The 25,603-nt window shown below is 53.9% G+C and carries 28 protein-coding genes; 10 read left to right on the forward strand and 18 right to left on the reverse strand.

Annotated elements, in window-relative coordinates:
• Positions 1 to 11: 11 nt before the first annotated feature.
• Both NOR97_RS12840 and NOR97_RS12845 read right to left on the reverse strand, forming a co-directional pair.
• The gene (locus NOR97_RS12840) at positions 12 to 1,028 is read right to left on the reverse strand and encodes an ABC transporter ATP-binding protein (RefSeq protein WP_170398781.1); all 1,017 of its coding nucleotides are present in this window, start codon (positions 1,026 to 1,028) and stop codon (positions 12 to 14) included.
• 2 nt (positions 1,029 to 1,030) lie between these two features.
• Positions 1,031 to 1,807 carry a DeoR/GlpR family DNA-binding transcription regulator gene (locus tag NOR97_RS12845; protein ID WP_257599343.1) on the reverse strand — a complete coding sequence of 259 codons (777 nt, stop codon included), beginning with the start codon at positions 1,805 to 1,807 and terminating at the stop codon, positions 1,031 to 1,033.
• Between the two features lie 268 nt (positions 1,808 to 2,075).
• On the opposite strand from NOR97_RS12845, the gene NOR97_RS12850 reads away from it, so the two are divergent.
• On the forward strand, positions 2,076 to 2,960 hold the full coding sequence (locus tag NOR97_RS12850) for an HAD-IIA family hydrolase (RefSeq protein ID WP_257599344.1): 885 nt from the start codon (positions 2,076 to 2,078) through the stop codon (positions 2,958 to 2,960).
• Positions 2,961 to 3,781: 821 nt separating this feature from the next.
• On the opposite strand, the gene NOR97_RS12855 is transcribed toward NOR97_RS12850, so the two are convergent.
• From NOR97_RS12855 to NOR97_RS12870, 4 genes are all read right to left on the reverse strand, one after another.
• The gene (locus NOR97_RS12855; RefSeq protein ID WP_257599345.1) at positions 3,782 to 4,135 is read right to left on the reverse strand and encodes a hypothetical protein; all 354 of its coding nucleotides are present in this window, start codon (positions 4,133 to 4,135) and stop codon (positions 3,782 to 3,784) included.
• Between the two features lie 437 nt (positions 4,136 to 4,572).
• Positions 4,573 to 4,818 carry an EamA family transporter gene (locus NOR97_RS12860; protein ID WP_306977051.1) on the reverse strand — a complete coding sequence of 82 codons (246 nt, stop codon included), beginning with the start codon at positions 4,816 to 4,818 and terminating at the stop codon, positions 4,573 to 4,575.
• A gap of 19 nt (positions 4,819 to 4,837) precedes the next feature.
• Positions 4,838 to 5,305 (reverse strand): DUF1772 domain-containing protein, encoded by a 468-nt coding sequence (locus tag NOR97_RS12865; RefSeq protein WP_257599346.1) that lies wholly within the window; start codon positions 5,303 to 5,305, stop codon positions 4,838 to 4,840.
• Positions 5,305 to 5,694: a hypothetical protein gene (locus NOR97_RS12870; protein WP_257599347.1), complete on the reverse strand. Its 390-nt coding sequence runs from the start codon at positions 5,692 to 5,694 to the stop codon at positions 5,305 to 5,307. Before NOR97_RS12870 ends, NOR97_RS12865 begins: the two co-directional genes overlap by 1 nt.
• Before the next feature lie 86 nt (positions 5,695 to 5,780).
• On the opposite strand from NOR97_RS12870, the gene NOR97_RS12875 reads away from it, so the two are divergent.
• From NOR97_RS12875 to NOR97_RS12885, 3 genes are read left to right on the forward strand one after another with little or no spacing between them, the layout of a single operon-like run.
• Positions 5,781 to 6,377, forward strand: a complete 597-nt coding sequence (locus tag NOR97_RS12875) for a TetR/AcrR family transcriptional regulator (protein ID WP_171638572.1) — start codon at positions 5,781 to 5,783, stop codon at positions 6,375 to 6,377.
• A 28-nt stretch (positions 6,378 to 6,405) separates the two neighbouring features.
• The gene (locus NOR97_RS12880; RefSeq protein WP_171638574.1) at positions 6,406 to 6,708 is read left to right on the forward strand and encodes a chorismate mutase; all 303 of its coding nucleotides are present in this window, start codon (positions 6,406 to 6,408) and stop codon (positions 6,706 to 6,708) included.
• Between the two features lie 43 nt (positions 6,709 to 6,751).
• Entirely contained in the window at positions 6,752 to 7,180 is a 429-nt protein-coding gene (locus NOR97_RS12885; protein ID WP_171638576.1) for a hypothetical protein, read from the forward strand.
• A 449-nt stretch (positions 7,181 to 7,629) separates the two neighbouring features.
• On the opposite strand, the gene NOR97_RS12890 is transcribed toward NOR97_RS12885, so the two are convergent.
• The 3 genes from NOR97_RS12890 to NOR97_RS12900 all read right to left on the reverse strand — a co-directional run bounded on the left by NOR97_RS12890 (position 7,630) and on the right by NOR97_RS12900 (position 9,149).
• Complete coding sequence (locus tag NOR97_RS12890; RefSeq protein ID WP_257599348.1) at positions 7,630 to 8,037, reverse strand: universal stress protein; 408 nt, start codon at positions 8,035 to 8,037, stop codon at positions 7,630 to 7,632.
• A 60-nt stretch (positions 8,038 to 8,097) separates the two neighbouring features.
• On the reverse strand, positions 8,098 to 8,547 hold the full coding sequence (locus NOR97_RS12895) for a phasin family protein (RefSeq protein ID WP_257599349.1): 450 nt from the start codon (positions 8,545 to 8,547) through the stop codon (positions 8,098 to 8,100).
• 131 nt (positions 8,548 to 8,678) lie between these two features.
• Positions 8,679 to 9,149: a cytochrome c gene (locus tag NOR97_RS12900; RefSeq protein ID WP_257599350.1), complete on the reverse strand. Its 471-nt coding sequence runs from the start codon at positions 9,147 to 9,149 to the stop codon at positions 8,679 to 8,681.
• Between the two features lie 263 nt (positions 9,150 to 9,412).
• Between NOR97_RS12900 and NOR97_RS12905 the strand changes: the two genes are divergently transcribed.
• Positions 9,413 to 10,633 carry an APC family permease gene (locus NOR97_RS12905; protein WP_170411519.1) on the forward strand — a complete coding sequence of 407 codons (1,221 nt, stop codon included), beginning with the start codon at positions 9,413 to 9,415 and terminating at the stop codon, positions 10,631 to 10,633.
• Between the two features lie 48 nt (positions 10,634 to 10,681).
• Positions 10,682 to 12,298, forward strand: a complete 1,617-nt coding sequence (locus NOR97_RS12910; RefSeq protein ID WP_257599351.1) for a hypothetical protein — start codon at positions 10,682 to 10,684, stop codon at positions 12,296 to 12,298.
• A gap of 9 nt (positions 12,299 to 12,307) precedes the next feature.
• On the opposite strand, the gene NOR97_RS12915 is transcribed toward NOR97_RS12910, so the two are convergent.
• The 8 genes from NOR97_RS12915 to NOR97_RS12950 form a co-directional block, all read right to left on the reverse strand.
• Positions 12,308 to 13,882, reverse strand: coding sequence for a trypsin-like peptidase domain-containing protein (locus tag NOR97_RS12915; protein ID WP_257599352.1), 1,575 nt, complete (start codon positions 13,880 to 13,882; stop codon positions 12,308 to 12,310).
• 150 nt (positions 13,883 to 14,032) lie between these two features.
• A complete protein-coding gene (locus tag NOR97_RS12920) occupies positions 14,033 to 14,536 on the reverse strand; it encodes an Hsp20/alpha crystallin family protein (protein ID WP_257599353.1) in 504 nt (167 codons plus the stop codon).
• Between the two features lie 196 nt (positions 14,537 to 14,732).
• On the reverse strand, positions 14,733 to 15,851 hold the full coding sequence (locus NOR97_RS12925) for an ABC transporter permease (RefSeq protein WP_257599354.1): 1,119 nt from the start codon (positions 15,849 to 15,851) through the stop codon (positions 14,733 to 14,735).
• Complete coding sequence (gene rbbA, locus NOR97_RS12930) at positions 15,852 to 18,548, reverse strand: ribosome-associated ATPase/putative transporter RbbA (RefSeq protein WP_257599355.1); 2,697 nt, start codon at positions 18,546 to 18,548, stop codon at positions 15,852 to 15,854.
• Positions 18,545 to 19,504, reverse strand: coding sequence for an HlyD family secretion protein (locus NOR97_RS12935; protein ID WP_257599356.1), 960 nt, complete (start codon positions 19,502 to 19,504; stop codon positions 18,545 to 18,547). Before NOR97_RS12935 ends, rbbA begins: the two co-directional genes overlap by 4 nt.
• 383 nt (positions 19,505 to 19,887) lie before the next feature.
• Positions 19,888 to 20,427: a nuclear transport factor 2 family protein gene (locus NOR97_RS12940; protein WP_257599357.1), complete on the reverse strand. Its 540-nt coding sequence runs from the start codon at positions 20,425 to 20,427 to the stop codon at positions 19,888 to 19,890.
• A gap of 296 nt (positions 20,428 to 20,723) precedes the next feature.
• Positions 20,724 to 21,509: a formate/nitrite transporter family protein gene (locus NOR97_RS12945; protein WP_257599358.1), complete on the reverse strand. Its 786-nt coding sequence runs from the start codon at positions 21,507 to 21,509 to the stop codon at positions 20,724 to 20,726.
• A 349-nt stretch (positions 21,510 to 21,858) separates the two neighbouring features.
• Complete coding sequence (locus tag NOR97_RS12950) at positions 21,859 to 22,305, reverse strand: universal stress protein (RefSeq protein WP_257599359.1); 447 nt, start codon at positions 22,303 to 22,305, stop codon at positions 21,859 to 21,861.
• Between the two features lie 374 nt (positions 22,306 to 22,679).
• On the opposite strand from NOR97_RS12950, the gene NOR97_RS12955 reads away from it, so the two are divergent.
• The 3 genes from NOR97_RS12955 to NOR97_RS12965 all read left to right on the forward strand — a co-directional run bounded on the left by NOR97_RS12955 (position 22,680) and on the right by NOR97_RS12965 (position 24,267).
• Entirely contained in the window at positions 22,680 to 23,060 is a 381-nt protein-coding gene (locus NOR97_RS12955) for a hypothetical protein (RefSeq protein ID WP_170350271.1), read from the forward strand.
• 133 nt (positions 23,061 to 23,193) lie between these two features.
• Complete coding sequence (locus tag NOR97_RS12960) at positions 23,194 to 23,481, forward strand: flavodoxin domain-containing protein (RefSeq protein ID WP_257599360.1); 288 nt, start codon at positions 23,194 to 23,196, stop codon at positions 23,479 to 23,481.
• 28 nt (positions 23,482 to 23,509) lie between these two features.
• Positions 23,510 to 24,267 (forward strand): IS5 family transposase gene (locus tag NOR97_RS12965; RefSeq protein ID WP_257599340.1). Its coding sequence is split into 2 segments (ribosomal slippage): positions 23,510 to 23,834 and positions 23,834 to 24,267, totalling 759 coding nucleotides; the frame shifts between segments, so codons are not numbered across the junction.
• 147 nt (positions 24,268 to 24,414) lie between these two features.
• Here the strand turns inward: NOR97_RS12965 and NOR97_RS12970 are convergent.
• Positions 24,415 to 24,639 carry a helix-turn-helix domain-containing protein gene (locus tag NOR97_RS12970; RefSeq protein ID WP_257599361.1) on the reverse strand — a complete coding sequence of 75 codons (225 nt, stop codon included), beginning with the start codon at positions 24,637 to 24,639 and terminating at the stop codon, positions 24,415 to 24,417.
• A gap of 137 nt (positions 24,640 to 24,776) precedes the next feature.
• On the opposite strand from NOR97_RS12970, the gene NOR97_RS12975 reads away from it, so the two are divergent.
• Positions 24,777 to 25,385: a hypothetical protein gene (locus NOR97_RS12975; RefSeq protein ID WP_257599362.1), complete on the forward strand. Its 609-nt coding sequence runs from the start codon at positions 24,777 to 24,779 to the stop codon at positions 25,383 to 25,385.
• Positions 25,386 to 25,603 lie beyond the last annotated feature (218 nt).

Genomic DNA, 25,603 nt, shown 5'->3' on the forward strand with positions numbered 1-25,603 from the left:
AGTTGCTCGACCTACCCGGCCAGTCGCTTGCCCATGTCGTCAAAGAAATGCAGGTCTTCATCGGCAAAGCTGATCTCCAGATCTTCTCCTGCCGGAATATGTTTCAGTCCGGGCATGGATACGGTCAGACCATTGGCAGCAGGATGTGACAGGCCAATGAATGTTTCGGAACCCAGGAATTCGCATTCCGATACTTTACAAGTCAGCCTGCCCTTGCCCGATTCCACCACCTTCACCGCTTCGGCGCGAAGGCCAATTGTCGTTGCGCGCTCAAATCCCGGCACGCCTTCTGACTTGATCAGCGCCATTGGCGGGGCACCGACAAACTCGGCGACAAAAGTGTTAGCAGGCTTGTAGTAAAGCTCTTCCGGGGACCCTGTCTGCTGGATATGGCCGTCTTTCATCAGCACGACCATGTCGGCCATGCTCATCGCTTCGGTTTGGTCATGCGTGACGTAAACTACGGTGATGCCCAAATCGACCTGAAGTTTTTTGATGTCCTTGCGCACAGAGGCGCGCAGCTTGGCATCAAGGTTCGAAAGCGGCTCATCCATCAGGCACAGCGGCTGGTTTGCCACGATCGCACGTGCAAGCGCCACACGCTGGCGCTGACCACCCGACAATTCCCCCGGCTTACGCTGCTCATAGCCCAGCAAGCCAGTGATCTCGAGCGCCCGGGTCAGTTTCTCGCGCCGTTCCGCCGCGACGACTTTTCGTACCTTGAGGCCAAAAACAACGTTTTCCGCGACACTCAGATGCGGGAACAATGCATAAGACTGGAACACCATCGACAGATTGCGTTCTGCAGGGGCAGAAGTAGTGATGTCACGCCCGTCAATGACGATCCGCCCCTCATCCGGCAATTCTAGTCCCGACAGCAATCTCAACGTCGTTGACTTGCCGCAGCCCGACGGGCCAAGCAGCGCTACGAACGAACCACGCGGGATCGAAAGATTAATATTCTCGACGCCAAGCTGCCCATTCCAGCGCTTAGCAATATTGTCGACGTGAACAAACGGTTCTGCCATATTCAGCGCTCTCCTTGTGAGTAAGTAATGGCTTCGCCCAAACTGTCTGCGAGATCGGAAAAATCAGGGCCCGGAGGACGGTCGCACACGACAACGTCGACATCCGAGATGTTGCCGCCCAATGCTGGCGCAATGCGACCAAATTTACTGCTGTCTATTACAAGGATCGATTTGGCTGCGTGCTGCTGCATTTTCATTCTCACCCGAACCTCAGCTGGATGAAATTCTAACAACCCACCATCATGCGCCACACCGGCAACGCCAAATATTGCGAACTCGGCACGAAACCTGTCAAAGAAATCGGTTGCTTCTTCGCCGATAAAATCACGATCGGGCAGGCGCAGCTCGCCTCCTGGCAAAAGGATACGGTTTGAGATTTCATTACTCAGCGCCATCGCGGCACTCAGGTTGTTCGTGATGACCGTTAACTCCTGGTGGCCGGACAGTGCCTTAGCCACTTCGAGCGGAGTCGACCCAATTGAAAGGAACACGTTCGCCCCATTGGGGATCATGCTCGCAACAAGTTCGGAAACCGACCGTTTGCCACGTAAGTTCGTTCCGGCTCTCTGATCAAACGGGGTATTCAAACGGGTTTCAGCCAGCTCGATCCGCCCGTGCGCGCGTCGCAGGTTTTCACCGTCGCACAAAATGTCCAGATCACGGCGGATGGTTTGCGTCGAGACCCCTAGCATTTCCGCTAAGGCCCCCACACTGACACCGCCACGCTCTTGCACGACCTGCTGGATTAAATCCCTCCGTCTGATCTTCTTTGACGCCATTTATCCCCCTTCAAGTTGCCAGAACCATATCACCAAAAAACAACAAAACAACATTTTTCAATCAAAGCCACATAGAACGTTGAAGGGTGACTTGATCGCAAGTGTCGAAAAATTATATTTTTCAAAGCTTTGCGCGCAAAGCTTCAGAACTCGCTAATGGCGACTTGCTAAAAATGTTGTTTTTTCTTCCATTTTGTTTTGTTGATGTTACATTCCGTATTGCGTCAAACCTGTCGGGGGCGCCCATCAAAAAAGGACATTTGGACACATGCTTGACGCCAACTCGATATTTTCGCGTTATCAGTCCATACGTCCCAGGCTCCCAAAAGCAACATTCAACGCGGCCACTCTGGATATTGAGTCACTTCTGGATATTGGCACCGAAGTAGACGCCTTTGTTTTTGATGCTTTTGGCGTTCTAAATGTTGGCGAAACTCCGATTCCCGGCGCGGCAGCTCGTTTGAAAGAGCTCAGGGAGGGCGGACACCAGATTCGCATTCTTTCCAATGCTGCCAGCTATAATCACCAGGGCGCGACTGCCAAGTTTCAAAAACTCGGAATGCAAGTTGACGCAGATGAGATTGTAACCAGCCGCGACGCAGCCTTGGCAAACCTGAACGACGGTCTGTGGGGTTGCATCGCCTCTCCGTCTGACGACCTGACGGACATCTTATCCGAGACGATCAGGCTTGAGGCAGACAAGACAGACTTTGACAAGGCTGACGGCTTCTTGTTTCTCTCGACCGAAGTCTGGCAACAATCTCAACAATCCATGCTTTGCGACAGCTTGTTGGCCAACCCGCGCCCAGTGGTGATCGCAAATGCTGATCTGGCAGCGCCACGAGACTTCGGATTCTCACTGGAGCCCGGTCACTACGGGCATTTGCTGGCAGATGCGGGCCTTCAAGACATCAAGTTCTTTGGCAAGCCATTTCCGGAAGTATTTGAAATGGTCGAAGCCACGCTTCCAGGAATTCCGCCCGAACGCATCGCGATGTGCGGTGACACTCTTCACACCGATATCCTCGGCGCAGCAGCACGGGGTTGGCGCACAGTCCTTGTCGCGCAAGATGGAGTGTTTTCGGGGCTGGATACTCGCACTTTTTGCGAGCAATCGAGCTTGACACCGAGCTGGCGCCTACTTCGCATATAGAAAACATCGTGATGCTCCCACTTTTGGCGAAGTATCAGACCGAAAATTAGCCTTGGTTCGAACGGCGGCTATGTCCCAAACAGCGGTCGACTTCGAACCGCGTCTCGAATGGCAGTTTTCTGCAACCAATGCACGAATTGCAGCGTCATAACAAACCGGAAACATCACTGAACGGGTGTTATGTGAAGCGATCTCTGGTTGAGTGATCCATTTATCTGCGGGTCAATCGCACCATCATTCCACTCCGGCTGATAGGCGTCATTGATCCTGCGTGCAGAGAAAGGTTGCGACGTTGCGCGTCACCGCCATTGCATACCGGGAAAGGCGTGTCCGGTTTGAGCTGCTCGCGGCCTTATGCGTGAGCACTCAACGGAATTGCTTTCGCCAGCCTGTAAGGTTCGACCATCGCCCTTTGCCGCGCCGCTCGAAAAGCAAAACCCGCCGCCAAAAGGCAACGGGTTTTCTCGCGACAATGAGGGAAAATGACCATAGCATCCGCGAACCTCAATGCCTATCGTGGCAAAACTACTTATGGGGAACAACAGGTGTCAACGCAGATATTCAAATTCAAGCTTGATGTCACAGGCACCTTGCGTGCCAAACTGATCTCTGATCGCTGCAGCTTTGTTTCAATGTGCTGTTGACAGTTCGAACGACGGCGCTGCGCAACATAAGTATGTTTGAGCTCGAATTCGACATTGGTACGCACCGCTCATGAACCGGACCAATCGGGTTGTGCTGGTCAGCATTAAGCTTCTCATTTCGGTGGCGAGGTTTGTTGGCGCCTGAGTGTTACAGCGGGTGCACTTCAAGGCAGCCCGTCACCCGTCAGGATGGCCCTCATTCGAGCCACCCAAATCAAATAGTCCCTGTTTCTTTAAACGGCGTATGAACGCAATGTAATTCACAACCCGATCGATCTGAGCCGCCTCTGCCGTGGCGTACGCGGCCGCAATCATCTTGAGTTGCGTTTCAAGGTCTTTTGCGAGTTCTGCATCACTGATGCCCAGACTGTTTCTGGCTTCCCACAATGCCGCAGACTCCGCATAGTCTTCTTCCCACATCTCATCGAGAAAGGTCTTCGCATCAAATTCAGGGTCAATTTCGCCCAGCTTTTCAACAGCCTCCCATATTGGTTTGAGCCGCTCAAAAAGACTTTTCTCACTATCAGCCATTACCTTGTGACCTCCATTTCAGCATTTTCGATTCTCGGCCGAACGAATGCTGATGCGTCTTCTATACGCAAACTCAGCGTCGCTGATTGTGCCAACCGTTTCATCCGCCTGTCTCGACCGATAAATCAGAAACCCCGGCGCCCTCATTGCATCTGTCCCGCTCATAGGCCTCAACGTCTTCAACGGGCACAAGCAATCCCGTCACTCGACTTCGGCTATGCTTCATTCGCTTCTGACGGAGGACGCCACTTTCGATCAATCGATTGAGGTTTGGGCGGCCCATGGACCATCTTTGAACCAGCTCTTCTTTGGTGAACCCATTTCGAGGCAGCTTCGACCAAGCGTTAGAAATCTCAGCTTTGGAAACAAGCAAGTTTCTAAGTGCAAGATCTTGGCCAACGCGCCCTATCACCTTCACGTGACCTGACAATATCAGCTCAACGATATCCGCAACTCGGCATTGGGTGCGCCGCGTCACTTCCGGCAGTGTGTACCCCGATCATCGAAGGCGCGACCGGTTCCGCTAGTAAGGCCGCTGCAAGGATCAAGCCGAAAAATGGCTGAAGCAGTTGTAGCTGCCCAACACCTGCTGTGCCCCCGCGAACCAGACCGCGATACCAAAACACAAATCCAACCAGCATCGAAAAAATGGAGACGTATCCCAAACTGAGCCAGACAGGCATGCTCAAATCGGCAAATGTGTCAGGCCAAGATCAGGCAAACCCCACTCACAATAGTCCTAAGCACGTTCCAGACCTGCCAGGAGGCTGAGTAATCTAGCCAAATTTCACGGGCTGATCCGATGTCAATTGGTACGGCAACCTCCGCCAGGGCTTCGTTCATGGGGACATTCACCGCTGCTGTGATGAGGAAGGCACCGACGATGTAAAAAATGGCGGCCAGACCAAATAACATGGCTGACCTCTTCCTGAGCTGCCAAGCGGCGATGTAGGCCGTTACTCCCAGAATGATCGGGGTCAAAAAGAAAGCCGGGAAGAACACTCCGTTCCGGACCGAGGCGTTCATTGCCTGCATTGCGGCGATGGCTGTTCGCGGGTCTGTCGCGTCCAAGCCCCACACTGTCGAACAGACCCAGGCGTAGAAAAACCCGAAGATGGCACCGATGCTTAGGAGTGAAAGCATCGACATCGGCAAAAGCAACCGAGCCATTAAACCCGCTCCGCCCCGAGTTCCCGGTGTTGGCGCGCCGCTGACGCGACCAAGGCAAAGATGACCAGCGCAGCGAATTGACCGAGCAGTACCGCCGGGTAGATCAGGCCAAATTGAGCATCGAAGTATTTCTGCGGCCCGAAGGAAACCAGGGCCATGAGCGCTGCGAGAACGCTCATGATGCGTCCTGCCCGACTTTCCAGCGGCTGCACGATGATAGCCCCCAAAGCGACAGACATCGCGGCCCCAAGAAACGGAGCAATGCCGAACAAAGGCGTGGCGATGGGCGGGTGGGGCCTGATCCCGGCATATAAGGCGGACAGCATGATTCCCTGCAGAAGGATGAGTGTCGCCAGCGCGGCGATGACATGACGATTAGATTGTTCCATTTGCTTCTCCAAAGCGTAACGGTGATTACGGTTGCATATATCCGTAATTATCGTTACGGTTTCTGTCAACATGCTGGAGAATAATTTTGCGTGAAGAGAAGCGATCCCTGCGTCAGCAACAGATCGAGGCGGCTGCATACGAAGTGTTGGAGGCCAAAGGGTACGGAGGAACGTCCATGCAGGGCATTGCCAAGCATGCGCGCGCCTCGAATGAGACGTTGTACAACTGGTACGGGGACAAACAGGGGTTGTTCCGCGCACTTGTCACAAAGAACGCTGAAGAAGTTAAAGCGCATCTGGAATCCGAACTGCAAACCGACAACGACGCACTTTCAATTCTGGGAACGTTGGGTCCGAAGCTTTTGGATTTGCTAACAGGTGATCGCGCTGTTGCCCTTAATCGAGCCGCAGCAGCCGATAGTAGCGGTGAACTCGGCGCGACGCTTTCAAAGGCGGGGCGGGAGGCAGTGTTTCCACTGCTCGAACGGGTGTTGCTGCGTGCCCGGGACGAGGGCGTGCTCAACTTCGAAAATACCAGAGAGGCTGTGGCGCTCTATCTCGACCTGTTGATTGGCGATCAGCAGATCAGGCGCGTCATAGGTCGCCTTCCTCAGCCATCGGAGACCTTTTGCCAAGAGAGGTCCGCGAGGGCTGTAAAGCTCCTCCGCGACCTTCTCGGCTAGACCCAAAACTACCAAAGGAAATCAAAACATGACGACCCTTCTCGCGCCCAATGCCTGCCAGACCATGGCCGATCTCCGCGTCCAAATCGACGCGATCGATACGGACCTGATAGGCCTGCTGGTCAAGCGGAGCCACTATATCGACCGGGCAGTGGATCTGAAGAAGATTGAAGGATTGCCCGCACGCACAACGGATCGGGTTGCTGCGGTGCTGGACAAGGTCAGCACAACCGCGTCGGAACAGGGGCTGGACCCAGACCTCGCGCACAAGCTTTGGGCTGAGCTGATCGAATGGTCGATTCAGCGGGAAATCAAGGAGCTTGGGCAATAATGCCTTTCGGAGACGCCAGCGGCGCAGATGATGGGGCGGACCTATGAAACTCATCCGCGATATCAGGGCCGCTGGGATTTTTCATAAGGCAGTGAAGTCAATGCAAGCAGGTGACTATCAGGGCGTTCTTGACCGCCTGGACGGGTTCCAAGCGCAACCATATTTCTTGGCCAAGGCGGAACTTTTTCGTGCAATGGCGCGGCATCGGCAGGACAGGTTTGCGGAAGCGGTTCACCACTACGACAACTTCCTGACCAACCATCTCGCTGACATGCCGCCAAAGGACCGTGTCTATGTGGAAGAGTACGGGAAATTCTTCCGAAGCCGTGCTCAAGCAAGACTTGATCCGTCAACGCCGTTGTATTTATCACTTGAAGAATTGAGAAAACTTGCAGAAAACGCGCCTTTTCTCACCCGCGCCGAGTTTACTTTTGGTAACTTGGCAGAAGCCGACCTTACCGGACAAATCTGACCTTCAACTTCTTGGCCAAATGGCGTCTCGGTCCGCATTGTGTGAGATCGACGAAGCCCTGAGTTCGTGCTTGCAGCGAATGTCCGGAATGCGGGCTGCGACCGCAGCATCTCGACCAGTCGGAAAATGGCAGGAATGGGCCGTTCTCATCGGCACGATCCGAGTTTGGCTACAGGATGCTGCGGTAACTCGGAGGTCTGCAAGGAGCCTAACCCGTGAATTTGATTTTTTCGCTGCGAGCGCCCGCAGCACGGATTTTGCCGCGCAGGCATCATCTTTAGCGCGGCAATGCTGTGTTAACAGCCGCCATTCGTGTCGGGCGCAGCAAGATTTCGTCAGGCAAGGAACGAGTCGCGGGACAAAGGGTAAATTCGCCGCGTTTGCGCCAAGGTCTGCAATATCGAGTAACCGGCCGCATAATCGACGTGCGGCACTCACTAGAAACCATTTCAGCGGATCACGTGGACAGAACAATTTGCGTTGTGAACGACCCGGTTCGCAGTCGACCCAATAAAAATGTTTTCGATCCCCGGCTTGTGTGATGCTAGCACTATGCAATCGATGTCATTTTCATTTGCGAAGTCAACGATCGCGCGGCCAGCGCTCCCCGAGATAAGCCGCGGTTTCGCGCCCGTTAGCTCTCCAGCGTTCCGATGTAAGCCTTCCTGAAGCTCTTTTCGTGTGTTTGCCAGAACTTCCTCGGGTATCTGAGATGCCACATATGCAGGGATCGGTTCCTGCACATGAAGCACTGTGAATTCCGCATCGGCATTCGCCAGCAAACGAGCAGCTTCAAATGAGGCCTGTGTATCGTGATCTTTGTCCAGTGCGACTGGTACCAGAATGTTTTTATACATATGAGCTACCTTCCATTGCTCCAGCTGCGATCGTTCCGACCTCTGCGGTAATACGGCTCTCTATACCGGATCGGATTTCGGAGATTTACCCGCCTTCTTAGCTGTGCTTGCAACATCATCCATTGTCTTTTCGACAGCTTCGACTTCGGTTTCCGCTGCATATGCTGCACATCGGGCAACTGTTTCGAACCATTCCTGTGCGTCAGCCACAAGGCGTTCGGCTGAGTGCTTCTGCCACTCTGCTATGGATTGCAGCGCTTTCGCCGGATCAGTCGGGTCTGCAGCAGACGCCGAGCGCGCAGCTTTCAGCGCGGTTCGCACAGCCTCGTGACGCCTCTCAAACCAATGTTGAGCAAAGGCCTCTGCCTCTTTCAGTGACTTCTCCTGCGTGTCCCAAAATTGCTCAAGCTGAGCGCCCAGAAACGGATTGGCTGTAGTAGTCGGCTGCATCTGCTTGAAAATATCTACAAGTGCGTTGGAGTAACTTGATTTTGGCTTCTCTTCAGGCATCGGAGATTCCTCCTCATCTCTAAATGCTGAATATTAACTGAGATCGTGGAAACTTGCCTTAATGTAAATCAACCACCGCCGGCAAACGTGGTAGTGGTGTCCTGCAATCCAAGGGTGGGCTTTGTGCCAACCTATTCAGTCTGTATAGACTCAAGATACGCAATCACATTCGCCAACGGCACACCTGCGAACATCGGTTGGCCGTCAGGCATCGTCAGCGCAACTTTTTGATCTGAATCCAAAGCTGGTCCAAAAATGGGCATTTCTCCACCATGCGCGAGCAATGGTGCGCGACCATCAATTTGACGCGCCACCGCCTCAATCGGAAAAACACCGTCGTTTTGGGCCGCGAGCCTCGTCAGATCAGGTGTCCTTATTGCCAGCATCTCCGCCATTGGACCATCTCCTGTGGCCTCGAAACCATGGCATTGCCAACAATAAGTTCTGTAGAGATCGTGCCCATTTTGAAGGTCAATATCCTGCGCCAGTGCAGCACTTGCAGCAAATATTGACAAAAGAAGTCCGCGACAAACTAGCATCTGTTCCTCCTCCGAGATCGGCATTTCGAGTTGAAAATACGCGATATCGAATGAATGCTTCATTGATCTCGCTCATATTCAACCTTTGAGTACCAGCTGGGAAAAACCATCACGAAACGACGGTCGCAGCATTCGGATCCGCCTCTTTGATCAGTCTTAGAGCCTGATGATATAGATCAATGCCAAACAAAGAATTACATATCAAAGTATGAATGTTTCAGAAGAAGCTCGGCATGAGCGGTGATGAGCCATTGGTTTATCATCGGGGTGCTTGTTTGCGGCACTGCTTCGGTAACCCGGCAATTGCCCATCAAGGAGTGAGGTGAATGCATACAGTTGATCCACCGTCCCCTAAACTCCGACGTTCTCTCACCACCCCGTTGCTTACATTATATGGGCTCGGTGTTACCGTCGGTGCGGGAATTTATGTGCTTGTCGGCGCAACCGCCGAGGCCGCGGGCCCTTATGCTGCAGTTTCGTTTCTTGTTGCAGCGCTCGTCGTTTCGCTGACGGCTTTGTCGTACGCCGAACTCGCGACACGCTATCCCGTAAGCGCGGGTGAAGCGGCATACGTTGAAGCGGGATTTCAAAGGGGCTGGATGGCGGTTCTAATCGGTCTTGCCGTTGCTGCGTCTGGGATTATTTCAGCCTCCGCTGTTGCGATTGGGGCGGCCTCATACCTTCACACCCTGACGGGGCTTGGCACCGCATTGCTTACGATCGGCGTTGTGTCGGTCATGGGGCTGATTGCAATCTGGGGCATTACACAATCGGTATTTGTGGCAGCCGTGATCACGGTCATCGAGATCGCGGGGCTTCTTTTTGTGATTGGCTGGGGCATGTCTGTGCAGGAACCGCAAGGCCATGAAATTAGTGAGATGATTCCGGGACTCGAGCTCAGTACCTGGCGTGGTATTATGGCGGCATCTCTGCTGGCATTTTTTGCCTTTGTCGGCTTTGAAGACATGGCAAACGTCGCGGAAGAGGTAAAAGACCCAACCCACACAATTCCAAAGGCTATCCTTTTGACGCTCGTTCTGGCGACGGGTTTGTATCTAGCGACCTCGATCACGGTCCTGCTCGTTGTTCCTATCGATACCTTGTCGACCTCGGCCGCCCCACTCACGCTGGTTTTCTTCGACGCACCCGAAGTAATCAAACAAGGGTTCGCCGCAGTCGCAGTCGTTGCAACAGTCAATGGCGTCTTGATCCAGATGATTATGGCGTCGCGGGTGATCTATGGTCTTGCCGACCGGGATCATCTTCCGAAAATACTGGCGACTGTCCCGCAGGTTACCCAAACACCGGTCGTCGCAACCCTGTTGGTAGTTGCTATAATTCTTCTGCTGACGCAAACTTTGCCAATCGGCATACTAGCGGAACGCACATCCCAGATCGTTTTGGGAGTGTTTGTTTTGGTCAACATCTCGCTGATATTGCTGAAGTCCCGGCCGGGGTCAACTCGGGAACATTTCCGCGTACCTCTTGTTGTACCAATCCTTGGGGTGCTGACCAGCGCTCTGCTTTTTGGTGCCGGATTTCTCTGAGAGGAAAACCGACAGCACGGGGTCACCAGAACGGGGTCCGACTGACGCATGAACACTGACCGATCAACATTTGGAAGGCGGATTTCAGGCTGGTGGCACCGGACTTTCGTCGATCTGATCGCGCAATTGCAATGGTCTTACCTGCCACCATTGATGGTTTACTTTGCGGCCGGGGTTTCGGGGCTAACATCCGTCGTCGGTGCGTTTTTTCTTAAGGACTATCTGAATCTATCCGCCGCTTTTGTTGCGGGATTGGCATTCTGGGCCGGGTTGCCATGGATTCTAAAAATGCCGCTGGGTCATCTGGTTGACCTGTTCTGGCGCTGGAAATCCCTGCTGATTGTTGTTGGCGCATCCTTTATCACGGCGTCATTGCTCATCATGTACAGGCTTGTGGCTGCGCCTGACCAAATGGCCGGCATTATGCCACTTGAGGATTGGTACGTCGTTGCCTTGATGTTGGCTCCTTCAGGTTATGCCATTCAGGATGTCGTTGCTGACGCCATGACAGTCGAAGCAGTGCCGCAATCGGACCGAGACGGACGCGCGTTTATTCAGGACGAAGTTCGTGCCCGACACACCACCATGCAGACCCTCGGCAGGATTGCGATCATATCCGGGTTTGCAGGGGTCGCCGCGGTTAACATCTGGATTTTTTCGGGGGCGGAAAATCTGGAGAAAGCCGATCGTTTGGTTCTCTACGGTCGGGTCTATCTCATTGCCCTGGCTATCCCACTGTTGTCCGTCAGTGGAGTGGTTCTTCACGCTCTGATACAGCGTCGCCTCGTTCGTCGAGGACACCTTCTGCACAGACCAGATCAAACCACCGAAGTCAGGTGGCCGATACTGCTGGGCGGATTTGCGTTTGTTGTTCTCAGCATAGTGTTGGGAACCGCAAATTTTGCCTTCGCGCAAGAGACCGTTTTTGCGGTGTCGCTCACGGTTATTCTCTACCTCATGTCGCGTTTGCTGAGAGAGCTAGAGTCGAAACAGGCCAAAGTTCTGATCGGGACAGCAACTATCATTTTCGTTTTTCGAGCAGTTCCCTTGCCAGGACCGGGCCTGACCTGGTTCGAGATCGACGAGCTTGGGTTTGACGAACAGTTCCTGGCCATTCTAGCGCTTCTGACCTCACTACTTGCTCTGCTTGGCCTGATTATCCTCAGGCCGTTTATGGCAAGTCGTTCGATTGCGCAGGTTGTAGTGTTACTCACGATTGCCGCCGGAGTGTTGTCCCTGCCAAACCTTGCCTTGTACTACGGGGTGCATGAATGGACGGCCGCGCGCACAGGTGGGGTCGTGGATGCAAGGTTTATCGCCATTCTTGACACAGCCGTTGAGTCACCGCTGGGTCAGATCGCGATGGTCCCAATGTTGGCTTGGATCGCGCGCAACGCCCCAACACATCTGAAGGCTACCTTTTTTGCGGTCATGGCTTCGTTCACCAACATGGCATTGTCAGCAAGCAGTCTCGGTACAAAATACCTGAATCAGATCTTTACCGTTACCCGCGCGGTTACCGATCCCAGAACGGGTACAGTTGCCTCCGTCGCTGACTATAGCCATTTGGGGAACTTGCTGATTACCGTGGGCTTGATCTCTGTCATCATCCCACTGGCTGTGGTTTTTCTGGTGCAAAACTCGCCTTATCAGACGCCCGATTGAATATGCGGATCAATCGCTTTCATCGAGAAGTATCTTGAGGTGTGACACCGGAACGCCAATATTCGAGCCGCCAAATTCGGGTAAGATCGCGGCATTTATAGCAACCACCTCGCCGTTTCGGTTAAGGGCAGGTCCGCCGCTTCCGCCGGTTGTGGTTTCAGCATCATAAACGACTGCACCGGGACTGGTCTGGGCGACGATCCCCCGGCTGGCCAGAGGCCTGATCTTGTTCTGCTCTGAAAGGTGTTTTGCAATAGTCCAGAAATCGACAGCGCCGTCTCTCTCAAGCGTTTTCAGAAAATCCGGCCCAGCCTGCACAATCAAGGCCTTAAGGCCAGTCGGAAATCCAAGCAAGAAAACTTCTTCACCTGCTCGCGTCGGGTGAGGTGCCAGTGAAAGTCCAAGCCCTTGAACACGGTTCGCATCAACGGACAGAAGCGCCAGATCGGCCGTTTTGCTTGCCCTAAGCAATACCGCTTCCATTGGCTTGGATTGTTCTGGAAGATAAGCCAGCAGGCTAAGTATCTCTGCTTCAAGCCCTGCTGCCTTCAGGGCCTGCGCTCGATCCCCGGTCGTCCAGGGCAAGGCGACATGACGGTTGGTCACCAAAAGAGATGTGTCCTGCAATAGAAACCCGGTTCCGGTGAACTGAAATTCTGCCGGCGCGCCTTCCGCATCTGGCTCAATCCATGGTTTTCCGAATGGAGTTTTTAGTTTCTCCCCGTCCGGGCCAAGCACATGCCGCAGCAATTTGCCGCTTTCGGTCTGTCGCAATCCGTAAGCACCCTGGATAAAGGCAATAGATCGCGTCGAGGCTGTGATAACTCGCCTTGACGCACCAGCGCGTTCTTCCAAAGTGCCAAGGCGCTGCTCGGTGGAAATCACCTGGTTGTCAAACGCTTCTCTGAGCGCGACCAGATCATCCGCCGTCAGTGCATCTTCTCGCGTCTGCGTAAGCATGACAGCAACCGCCTCGATCTTGAGAGACTCCTGTTTAAGGCTGTCCGCCAGCTTCCGATCGTTCTGAAAAAGCAAATAGCCAAAGGCAAAGATCAGAAGAAGCACACCGATAACGGTAACCCTGAACAAAACCGTGGTTTGTGATGTCAGCCGACGCCCGCCTTCGCGCAGCGCACCGGACATTTTTCTGGCGAAGGGTCGTCGGCTGGAGCGCGCATACACATAAGCGTCACTTATTATGTCTTCGACCGTGTGATGTGCCGGGAATGAGTGGTCACACACCCTGTAGCGCGACATGGGCCCCTCTGCACCGAACTCAATCATGTCGCCATGCCCAAGAACTGCCGAAGCAGTTTTTTGACCATTGACCCAGATATCCCGGCCAGGCAAAGCGTTTAGCGCGTAACCGCCTTGCGACCACTGAATGGTTGCCACGTCTTCGTCATGCGGGGGCAAATCCTCTTTTCGCCTGAACTTCAGGATACGATCAGGACCCACCGAAGCAGCCAAAGCGTTGCCGACAAGCCAGGTAACGGTTCCGCGGGACGGCCCCGTCAAGCTCTCCAGAAATGCACGGACATCGCCCGTTTCACTTTCCACATCGCTTTTGTCCGGCGTCCGCATTGTCCATCTCAGTTCTCTAGCCCTATTGGCACATTATCATGCGCAGCAGTGAAACCGCTATGGTGGGCAATAATGTGCTCGTTTTAAGAACACCAAGGGTCCGCGCATGCTGCCCGGACCATGATGGTTGCGCGTGCGCCTCTATTGCTCCTATTTCGATGAGACCTTAATCTTCCGGCTGGGATCCTGAGGTTCTGTTTTCGGCATCGTGACGTGCAGGACGCCTTTGTCGAACGCAGCGGAAATCTCCTCGATATCGACTGCATCAGGCAGCGTCATTGTCCGAGTGAAACTGCCATAGCTTCTCTCGCTAACGCGCAGATCGCCTGTGTCATCATGCGTAACATTCTTCTGGCCCCGCAGCGTCAATCTACGGTCTTTGATTTCGACTTCGACATCGTCTTCTTCGAGACCCGGCAATTCCGCGGTGAGAATGATCGCTGTATCCGTTTCGTGGATGTCAATCGCCGGCGAAATCGCACCCGTCATGTCCAACGACGGGAAGCCCGTGCGTTGCGCGGCTGTTTCCAGCGGAAGGAATGGCGCTGCGCCCCCGAAAAAGCGCGACATCATGGATTCCATTTCGCGTCGAAAATTATCAGAGAGCGGATGTGTTCCGGCAAACAGTTGCGGGGTATTTTTATCTTCAAGCATTTTCTGATCCTCCTCTTTTGGTGCGATTGGGGGGAGGCGGTATTATTGCAAAAAAAGCGTCTAATTACCTTGATCTTGCGCAACCAAGCGTCCTCGGTATCGCGCCAAAAGGACAACCCGGCCGTATCAGTATTCCGAATGAAACAAGGCGCATTTCCAATCATACGTCCAAGCCAAGGGGCAAACTGATCTGGCTTTATTGCGCCAACGAGCGTCTGAAAAGTATCAGGCTTGACACCAGAAGGATTGCGCCCAGTAACGCCATCCATAGGAACTCTGGCCATACCGTTTCAAACCCAGCACCCTTGAAGATGATGGATTGGCTGGCGGACATGTAATGGCGGGACGGAAGGATCGATGTTCCGACCTGAAGCCAGTCGGGCTGCCCCTCGATCGGTGTCTCACCTCCCGACAGCATCAGCATCGGAAGGACAGTCAGCATTACCAATAGTGCGAACTGCGCCATTGAGCGTGCAATCGTTGCAAGAAATACCCCAAGTGCGGTTGCTGTGAAAAGAAACAGCGCGGTGCCAAAAAGAAACAACACCTTCGACCCCGCGATGTAGATCCCCAGGAAACCTTGCATAACAAAGGTCAGCGATAAGGCGGCCGCGACAAGAACCACCGCTGCGTTTGCCCAAATCTTGGCCATCGCAATGTCAAACGGGGTAAGCGGCATCGCAAGCAGATGTTCGATTGTGCCATGTTCACGCTCGCGGATCATCGCGGCACCGGTGAGGATCGTGGTCAGCCACATGATCTGGCCGATGAGCGCCACGATGCCGGCAAAACGAACGGTATCACGGTTGGGATTGAACGCACTGCGCATGATGATATCGACGGGCAATGACTCAGCCAGGTCCGCACCAATGGCAAAGCGACGGATATCGGCGTTGAGGATATTGATGATATAGTTTGCACCAATCCCAGCCTGTTCCATCGCCGTCGCATCAATCAGAACCTGAATTTCCGGCGTGCGCCCGGCGCGAACATCTTTCTCGAACCCTGGTGGCACCGCGACCACAAACAGGAAATGCCCGGCATCCATCTTTTCGGCTCCGGTACCCGGTGCGATCTGGACAACGGGTTGAAACTCCGGAGGGAAGAATGCCGTGGCAAGAGACCGTGAAAGGGGCGAGCCATCCTCATCGGCAAATGCAATGGAAGCATTGTTGACCGAGTTCGAAACCCCCGTCGCCTCCATCACGGGTGCCAGCGTGAATGACCAGACCAGCAGCGCCATCATCACCCAATCACGCCGAAGGCTCATCATTTCTTTCAAGCCAAGCCAGAAGATGCAGGACAACCGTTGCATTCATTTCTCCTGTGCTCGAAGTAAAAGGGCAGCGATCAACGTCAGCACCGGTCCGAAACAGGCCAGGGCCAGAAGATCAGGGGCAAGCGCATCCCAGCCCAGCCCTTTGGTGAAGGCGCCGACATTCAGATGCAGGAAATAGGATGACGGCCAGAGCGACCCGATTGTCTGCGCGCCGCCTTCAAGCGTTGACACCGGTTGTAACAACCCGGAGAACTGAATCGTAGGTACGACCGAGGCGATCGCGGTGGCGAAGGTAGCGGCCACCTGGCTTGAAGTCATGGTCGCAATGAGTAACCCATAGGATGTTGTAGCCCAGACATACAGCAACGCGCCGATTGCCAGAGGAACCGGGTTGCCTTTGAGCGGTACATCAAAAACCAAGACCGTCATTCCAGCCAAGAGCAGGAAATTGGCGAACGCGATTGCGATATAAGGGATTTGCTTGCCAACCAGAAACTCAAGCCGCGTCGTTGGCGTTGCATAGAAATTAGTGATTGTTCCCAACTCTTTTTCACGTGCGACGCTGACCGCCATCAGAACTGCCGGTAACATTATCAAAAGGATCGCAGGCATGGCCGGGGCCATTGCGGCAATACTCTCGAAACTCTGATTGTACCTGAAGCGTGGCTCGATACGGGCGATCTCGACCGGATGCACACCGTTTTGGCGGGCCATTGCCGCCAAAAAGGTATTGTGGAGCCCCGCCACATAGCCTTCTACAGTCTCGCCTTTGAACGGAATTGCGCCGTCCACAATTGCAAGCACGTCCGTTGCTTCAACAGAGCGGATCTTGCGCCCGAAATCAGGTGGGAGTTCGACAACCAGCGAGGCATCTCCTCGGGCCAGCCGTTCATGGCCCTCATCGATACTCGTCAGTGGCTGCGTTGGGTTGAAGTAGCGCGATCCTGAAATCTCTGCAATGTAGGCGCGGCTTTCTGGCCCCTGTGACAAATCCAGTACCGCGAAATCCAGTTCTTCGATGTCCAGCGTAATCCCATAGCAAAAGACCAGCATCAGGATCACCGAGCCCAGGAACGCAAACGCCAAACGCACGCGGTCGCGCAAAATCTCGATGGTTTCACGCCTCGTATATGCCAGTGTGCGCCTGATACCCCCGCCAGCGCTGTCATCAAGGGCATGAACCGATGCCTCAGGAGCTTTCACCGGTGCCGGAGGGTCAGCTGCCTTCAATACCGTGACAAATGCTTCTTCCAGACTGTCTACCTGTGCTCCGGCGATCAACTCATCCGGTGTTCCCTCAGCCAGAACACGGCCCGCGTGCATGAACGACACCCGATCACAGCGCTCTGCTTCGGCCATGAAGTGGGTCGAGACGAAAATCGTCACTTCTTCATCTCTCGAAAGCTCGATCAGCAACGCCCAAAACGAGTCGCGCGCCTCAGGGTCCACCCCCGAAGTTGGTTCATCCAGGATCAGTACGCGAGGTCGGTGGATCACAGCGACCGCCAGGGAGAGACGTTGCTTGATGCCAAGTGGCAGCGCCGTGGCCAGCATGTCCATATGTGCAATCAGGCCAAAACGTTCCGCCAGTTCATCGATACGTCTATCGCGGTCCGTGATCGCAAAGATGCGGGCATGTAGCTGGAGGTTCTGCCGAACGGTCAACTCGCCATAAAGCGAGAATGCCTGACTCATATAGCCAATCTCGCGACGCATCCTCAGGTCGCGTGCATCAACCGGCCTTCCGAACAACAGCGCCTCACCCTCACTTGCGGGCAGAAGACCTGTCAGCATTTTCATGGTAGTCGACTTGCCGCAGCCGTTCGACCCGAGGAAGCCGAAAATCTCACCACGGTTGATCGAGAATTCGACGTTATTGACTGCCGTGAAATCGCCAAAGTGCCGCGTCAATCCGCGTGCCGTGATCACCGGGTCTGCCTCACGGTGACGTGTAGGCGCTTTCCTTGGTGCGATCAGGGGATCTCCGTGCGCCTGCAACCGCCGGTAGGACGTTTCAAGATCGCTGGCTTCCCCCTTCAATTCTGCCGGAGAACCATGGAAAAGCATGCGCCCGGCATCCATCGCGACGATAAAGTCGAATTGTTCGGCTTCTTCCATATAAGCTGTCGAAACCAGTATGGAGAGGTCGGGTGTAGTCTCTCGGACCGCGTCGATCAGCGCCCAGAACTGACGCCGCGACAGTGGGTCGATGCCGGTGGTCGGCTCATCCAGAACCAAAAGCTTAGGGTCATGGATCAGTGCACAACACAGCCCAAGCTTCTGTTTCATGCCGCCCGAGAGTTTTCCCATCAGCCGATCAGAGAATGGCGCAAGCCCGGTTGCCGACAGCAATGCTACGATCCGGATGTCACGCTCCTGCTGCCCTTGTCCGAAGAGACGCGAAAAGAACTCAAGGTTCTCGCGCACCGACAATTCTGCATAGAGGTTCCGGCCCAACCCCTGCGGCATAAATGCGATCGCTGGGCAGATTTTGTGACGATGGGCACGGTCGTCGATCGAACCTCCAAGAACCTTGATCGTGCCGGATTGAAGCTTCTTCGCGCCGGTGATCAAACCCAAAAGCGTTGATTTGCCAACCCCGTCAGGCCCGATCAGCCCAATAAGCTGACCTACCGGCAGGTTAAGCGACAGGTTATCGAGTGCTGTCCGCTGGCGGTACTTATGCGTGACACCACTGACGCAGAAATCAGATGGGCCCGCCTGGGAATTCATTCGAACAGTTCGGGTGGAATCCGCCTTTCCAGATATTCCGGCCATACACTGTCAGAAGAAAGCCTGATCACAGCGATACCGCGAAGGCCAGTTTTCACATGTTCGATCCGTTCTGTGATCAGATCCTCAGGAATGCGAACCCGAACGCGAAAGACCAACTGTTCACGCTCGCTCAATGTCTCTACCTGCTTCGGAGTGAACTGGGCTTCGGGGGATACAAAAGTGACGGTTGCAGGAACGGCAAAATCCGGCAAGGCATCAAGTACGATGCGCGCCTCAGCCCCGATGGGCAGCAACCCCGCTTCGCGTGCGGGCAGGTACACGTCCATATAGACGTTCTCTAAGCTGAGAAGCGTAAGGATCGACTCACCCGCGCCAACAACTTCACCGGGCTCAGCCAGTCTGTAAAGAATGCGCCCTGGCATAGGGGCAACAAGCGAAGCATCCTCGATCTGGGCGGCGATCCGGCGCACTTCGGCTTCGGCAGCCGCGATCTGGCTGTCCGAGGTTGCAACCCGGGCCTTGGCGGCACCCAGAACGGCGTCGGCAACCTGAAATGCGGTTTCGCGATCTTCAAAGACTGTCATCGAAATGTTTTGACCGGCCAACAGTGCCTTTGCCCGTTCCAGTTCCTGCGCCGCGCGACGCTGTTGGCTTTCTCGTTGGACAACAACAGCCTCGGCTTCGGCCTTGGCTTGACGCGCCAATGCTACTTCGGCTTTGGCGCGATCAAGCGCTGCAGACAGTTCATCGGTGTCCATCTTGACCAACAGTTCACCCACAACAACCAAGTTGCCTTCTGCCGCCAAAACCTGTGCAACCCGCCCTGCGAAGGTGGGGGCAATTTCCACTTGTTCGGCCTCTATCCGTCCATTGCCCTGTACAAATCCAACTGGCAATTCACTGCTGTCTTCTGAAACGAATATGTACAACGCCGCACCTGCGAGAAGGAGCATTACGACGATCAGTATTGCGCGCACATTCTTTTTCATGATCTGGCGTACCGCGGTTAGAGCTACTAGGTGACGTTATCTCAAATCCCGCAAAACGCTTTGTTTTGGATCAAACAGAGCCCTTTAGACGGTTGTTCAGGCCAAACTCGGGTAGAAATCCGGCGCAGCAGTCTGATTGTTAACCCGCATCAATGGCTCAATGCGGATTTCACGACGTGACTTTAGATTTCGGTTGCGCCGAACTGACGGAATTGTTGCGCATGGGCAAGCATCACGCGGTCGAAACAAATGCCCAATTGTCCATCCATCGTGTCAAAGCACTTAAAAGTCACGCTTCCAGCGTGCGGATGAAACCAACACTGCATCAGTATTGCGGGTTGCCCCTGCTACTTCGGCAACATGAAAAACTCTTCCAGTACAATCTTTCCGTCTGCTACTGAATAAACTGCAATCTCACTCAAAGTGATACGTTGCCCAGTTTCCTTCTGCTTTACGTCAGCCTTATATCGCACACTGAAGCGGTTTGGGGGATGAACATAGGGGCCATCGACGTCAAATTCGATAATTTCATGAGTTGCCAGCCAATCCTCTCTTTTCCCTTTGATAGCATCACGGCCTTTGGTGATGCGAAACTGTCGAACCGGAGGCACAACCGCTTCTATGGATTGAGCGTTCTCGGCATACATTTCATCAACATTTGTAAGGCCCCTGCGATCACGCATCGCCTGAACAAATGTTCTTCCAATATCGACTAATTCTTCCATGATAGCCCTCATTTTAGGCATCAATTGTATCACATCTTGCCTTTTCCAATCTTGACGAGGATCAATGAATTTAGATGTTGGCGAAGAATCCAGTTCGGGAACGAGAGGGCAATTAGTGCAGTGGTAAAGAACGGCCCAATTCCCGGCACCGTCATCAGCCAATGCGCCATCTCCTTGCCTCGTGGACGGTGAGTCACCTCCGCATCCAACTCTCATATCTGACTGATCAACCGACTCGCATCCCGATCAGCGGACTTAGGCAAGCCTGTGCCGCTTCCCCTTGTGTTGCAACATCATGCGACAACCGATATCGACCACGAAGACAACTATGCTCCTGGCATCTAGACTATTGAGTGCAGGAAAAACTTGTTCTGGGCTGCACAATTAGACAACGCCTTCAAAACCAACTGAAACCGATCGTTTTGTTCTGGCGGGCGCAGTGATCGAAGAAGTGGGTCTTACCCTTTAGTAGCGCCAAGGTAAGCAAACCAGTAGGCCAAGGCGACTCCTCCCGCCCCGCCGACAATGTTGCCCAGAGTAACCCACAATAGATTGGTCGCCACTGAGAAAACCGGCACAGTTGCCCCCGCCGCCCAACCCTGCGGAAAGAAAAACATGTTCGCAATCGAATGCTCGAGTCCCAGCAACACAAAAGCAGTGACGGGCCACAAAACGGCGAGAACTTTGCCGGCAACGCTGCGGGCGGCAAAGGACAGCCATACAGCAAGGCATACCAACCCGTTGCACAGTGCGCCACGGGCGAAGGCCTCCATCGGTTCCAACCCCGCTTTGGCATCGGCTATCACCACGGCGGTATTGCCCATCGGCCCCTCGAGCAAGCCGGTCAGAGAGAAGGCCAACGCAAGCCCGAGGGCGCCCACGAAGTTTCCGGCGTAGACGATACCCCAGCTTCGAAACAGCAGTCGCAGTGGTATCTTGCGGTCGACCGCTGCGATCACCATCAAAACATTGCCGGTGAATAATTCTGCACCACCTGCGATCACCAGGATAAGGCCCAGGGAAAACACCGCGCCACCCAGAACGCGGATCGGCCCCGCAGCGCTGTCTGCGCCAGTAACCGCCATCGTATAGGCCGCTGCGCCAAACCCTATGAATGCCCCGGCCAGCATCGCAAGAACGAACACGGGTGCCAATGGCAACTTTGCCTTTGTGACCCCAGCAGTCTCAACTAATGTCGCAATTTCAGAGGGTTTATGAGCGTCGAACAGGCGCGGGGTGTTCATGTCGGGCTCCAAAGTTAGCACGGATTTACGTATCAGGGATTGTACAGTCTATCTTCTGACCTTGAACCAATGCACAAATAGGAAGGGGAAGTTCATCTGTTCCGCCACAGTTCGGGTAGTTTCGCCTAACACAGTTTGGTCGCCGGTCATCGCCACAGGCACCCATGACCTCTGTTTCAGCCTCCGTTTTCGTGCCACCGTCATGAAGCAGTGGATATCTGACTCCATTTTCACAGTCGGGAGTTCAGCGTCACGGGGTAGCCATCGAAACTTAATTCTGCCACGAGATTTCAATGCAAAGCTTATTGATCGTCATCGTTTTTGTGCCGATTGGGACCAAGTTTGAAATTTAGGCAACGGTCAAAACCGCACAAGTGGCATTCCGACTGATGCCTTGAGAGGTGCTCCCTTGAATCAGGCTACCAATGCTTCCCAATCCGCGGCGGCCCGTCACAATCAGGTCAGCATCGCATTGCTCGGCGCGTGCTATGATCTCGTCGACCGGATCACCGCGTTGGGTATGCGTTTGCGAAACCGTCTGATTGTACTCTTTGGCAATCTCTTTGCCCGCGGAAATGATCTTGTCTGCTGCCTGCTGAACCTCTTCGTCTGAAGGCATTGTCGTGACGGCGTGATAGCCAGCAACAGCGCCCATTGCGAAAGCCACGGTTTGCGGCTGAGGTGTATGGACAAGGTGAATTTGGGAGCCATATTTGCTTGAGATATCACAGGCAACGCGTAGAGCTGCTTCTGACGCCTCTGATCCATCCAAGCCAACCACAATTATTTTGAACATGCCGCACTCCCTCCTTTGTGAGGGGTCAGTATGAGTGAACTTGCAGCAACTAGCATTGACTCAAATCAACACTTTTCGCTGCAAATTCGAGCGTAGCCGTCCGTCCATTTCCAGAAGATTCACGGTAACCGAACAAATTTAATGACCGTTGGAGCTGCAAACTAGTCGCGCCAAAGGGGCGACAGCGTATTTTTACTGCAAAAAGCCTCCCGCAGGCACTGCTTTGTTCAAAGGGTGTTAATTTGGGTCCAATGATAAAGATCAAGAGTAATGGCGAGAAAATTGCTATTATGGGCGTGCTTTTCAGTCCCTTTGGCGAGGTTGGCAGCTTTCATACGACACGAAATTCAATCTAATTCCTGAGGATAACGACTATGCAGCCCTCCCCGCCTTGGATTCGCCCAGCTGCAATAGCCGCGGCATTCTTCGGTCTCCTGACAATATTCTCCGGCGGAACGGCCCTGTTTGGGGGTGCCGCCGCTAAAGCAGCAGTTGGAGATGCAGTTCCACTCGTGCTTTGGTTCAATTTTCTGGCTGGATTTGTCTATTTGCTTGGTGCAATCGCGCTCTTTAAATCAACAACCTGGGCAACTCGAATTGCCTGGGTGATAGGCTTATCAACACTACTTGTGTTCGCTGTTCTGATATTAGTGGCACTGTTTGGAACGCCGTTTGAATGGCGAACCGTCGGTGCAATGACCATACGCACTGGATTTTGGCTGGCGATAGCTGTCGCGCTTTCCAGAACCGCATGAGCCGACCAAACGACGCCGCACCCGCGTCCAAAAAACTTGGCAAGACAGTCACTTTTGATTGAGATCAAGGGCTGAAGCGAACGGTTTCGGCATAGTTGGCGCGCTTTTCGGATCGATTTACGGGAGGATCGAAATGACAGTGCTGATTGCCTACGGCACCGTTGAAGGTCAGACTGCCAAGATTGCTCGTTTTATCAACGATGTCACAAGAAAAGCCGGCTACGATACAATACTGATCAACACCGGAGACCAGATACGACACGTGTCCCTGACAGGTGTGGACAGGGTCATTCTTGCGGCTCCTGTCCATGAACGCCGGCACCCCAAGCTATTCGAAGCGTTTGTTGAAACGCATAGAGACGCGCTTGCGTCCCGGAAGTCGCTAGGGTCAGGACGCATTGATTTCCCGCGCATGACGTGATTCACGGCCCCAAAAACGGAGCGGTGATATGAGCGACCTTTACTGGCTGAGCGATGAGCAGATGGCCAAGCTTACCCCTTTTTTCCCGAAGTCGCACGGCAAGCCACGTGTCGATGACAAGCGCGTCCTGAGTGGGATTATCTTCATCAATCGCAATGGTTTGCGCTGGCGTGACGCTCCTGCCGCCTATGGTCCGCACAAGACGCTCTACAGCCGCTGGAAGCGCTGGAGCGAGAAAGGCATCTTTGCGCGGATGATGGCGGGTCTGGCCGCCGAACACGGCGAACAGAAGACCGTGATGATCGACGCGACCTACCTCAAGGCCCATCGAACAGCGACCAGTCTGGCCGCGAAAAAGGGGGGCGTGGGCGCCTGATCGGTCGAACCAAAGGCGGCATGAACACCAAACTGCACGCCATCTGCGATAGCCAAGGCCGCCCACTCAACCTGTTCGTCACCGCCGGTCAGGTCAGCGACTACATCGGTGCGCGGGCGTTGCTCAGCAGCCTGCCAAAGGTCGACTGGCTGCTCGGGGATCGCGGTTACGATGCCGATTGGTTCCGGGAAGCGTTGCAAGACAAAGGGATACGCGCCTGCATCCCTGGACGAAAGCAGCGCAAGAAAGCCGTCAGATACGATAAGCGTCGATACAAACGCCGAAACCGGATCGAGATCATGTTCGGCAGGCTGAAGGATTGGCGGCGCGTGGCAACCCGCTACGACCGTTGCCCAAAGGTCTTCCTCTCTGCCATCGCTCTGGCCGCGCTCGTCATCTACTGGTTATGAATCCTGACCCTAGTCTCTTTCAGTGCGCACGACACAAAGCAAAAAGTCGTGACAAACGAGTTTTCGAGCCGACCTTGGATTACCTCAGTTGATTTTCATTTTCTCTACCCCATTCCTTTTTTGACCATGTTGTCATGTGCATAGCGTTCACGTTTTCTCTGAAGGATACCGTTCAGGGTAGAGCTCCTCGACCGGCACTCCAAGCTTACCGGCGATGGCGGCTTCGATACGTGCGGAACGTCGATAGCCCTGTGAAACAACAGTTACAGAGGAATGGGTGACCCCAATTTCTCGCGCGACTTCAGACATTGAAGACTTCGCTATCTTCAGCCTTGCTTTCGTTAATTCGTGCCGGGTCAGGTCAATAGCCATGGGTAGTCCAACTTTGTTACCTGGATAAAAGGTTCCAGGCACCAATCGGTCAACAGAAATTTAGCCTTAGAGGATTGAAAACAAAACAATATCGTGGCATACGTCTAAAATAGTGAGATGCTAATTAGTGAGATACCATGTCATATTTTGCCGAGCTTTTTAGGGAAAGATACCTCGAAGAGTATCGGGCAGCTTCGGCAACGGATGACACGGCCAAGCCACCTCCTTTGCAAAAAATCGAGGTTTGCGATTGTCCTTCCTGTTTTCGAGAAGAATTGGCCAGCCAGGCATCACGGCGATTTAGCGAAAGAAACAAGATCCACCCAAAATTGAAAAAGTGGACTCGCTCGGGGTCAGCTGTTTCTCATGCTGAGGTTCGTGGCGCTTGGAAAGCTCACAACACCTTGCGCGAGTTTGCGAAGCACTTTGCCATTCGCACCCCATTCGCTGCCCGAGTCCTTGATACGTATGACCTTAGCTTCAGCGAGACTCTTGCCCAACGGTTTCGTTCAGGCGAGTTGCTGCCGAACATAGCGAATGAACAAGGAATATCGCAGAAGCTCCTTGTCAAAATAATCCAGGCAACAGGCACAAAGGTATCCAAGGGGCGCCGCCGCCCCGTGTACGACGAAGCGAAAATCGCACTGCGATACGCCGAAGTAAAATCCGTGCGCAGAATTCAGATTGAATTTGGCATGTCGTGGGCGACCGCGGATAAGATCGTACGAGAAATGGGCCTCAAATAGACGGATACACTTTCATCAGCGCTCGCGCGAATTTCAGCAGTTAGGGGGGGGCGGGAAGCGGAAGTTCGCTGCGATTGCAACGATTATCTCATCGGGAGCCAAGAGCGGACCTTTGTCCGTCCATCAAACGCCCATTCGGTATCGATGAACTTTGTTTTGATCTCGTATGGAGGTTCGTCCACTTCGCAACCAACGCACCTCCTCCTTGGAAGCGCAGG

The organism is Ruegeria sp. YS9 (assembly GCF_024628725.1).
Classification (GTDB): domain Bacteria; phylum Pseudomonadota; class Alphaproteobacteria; order Rhodobacterales; family Rhodobacteraceae; genus Ruegeria; species Ruegeria atlantica_C.